Below are 794 nucleotides of genomic sequence, written 5' to 3'. Positions count from 1 at the left end.
GTAAATAACGGGTCTTTTTTTAACATGCGATATCGAGCTCGCCACTGCACAAATTTGATGGTGAGTTGCGGCTTATTCTTGCTCTTTCACCGTGTTGGCATAAGCTACTAATGCCTAAGCACTTGTTCTCTAAAGAGGAAGCATACAATGACAAACGATGTTAACACTTGCGTAATCATCGCTGGCGCAACTGGGTTAGTCGGCAGCAAAGTGGTCGAAAACCTCATTGCTCAGTCAGGTATTTCTCATTTGTACTCCCTCTCCAGACGCCCACTTAAAGACATTTATGACCCAACAAACAAGATCATTCCAATCATTGATGCAGAGCTCACTATTCATCAATGGAATGAAAATCAAACAACGCCCGATATAGGTTTCATTTGTTTGGGCACGACTCTCAAGCAAGCAGGCAGTAAAGAAAACCTACGTAAAGTCGATGTCGAACTGGTCACTTCGGTCGCACAGCAAATGAAAATGGTCGGCGTAAAACGCCTTGCGGTGGTGTCTAGTTTAGGTGCCAACCGTTCCTCTCCTTCTCACTACCTTGCTTGCAAAGGACAAATGGAGCAGAACATTGAAAAAATGGGATTTGATGAAGTGGTGTTTGTGCGTCCAGGCCCTTTAGTTGGTGAACGCGATCACCCGCGAAGTGATGAAAAGCTTGTTCAAGCTTTATTCAAAGTCATTCGCCCACTTATGATAGGGAAATTGTCTAACTTTCTACCGATTAAAGCCGAAGAAGTGGCCAAAGCGATGATTTATCAAGTTTACAGTTATCAGGAAAATTCGGTTGT

1 protein-coding gene is annotated in these 794 nt (G+C 43.6%); it reads left to right on the top strand.

The window, feature by feature from the left end:
• Positions 1 to 147: 147 nt before the first annotated feature.
• Positions 148 to 794 (top strand): NAD(P)H-binding protein (locus tag R7Z77_RS24950; protein ID WP_318136992.1); only part of this gene is annotated, 647 nt, incomplete at its 3' end.

The organism is Vibrio sp. 1401 (assembly GCF_033340295.1).
This window is presented reverse-complemented; position numbering and strand designations above follow the sequence as displayed.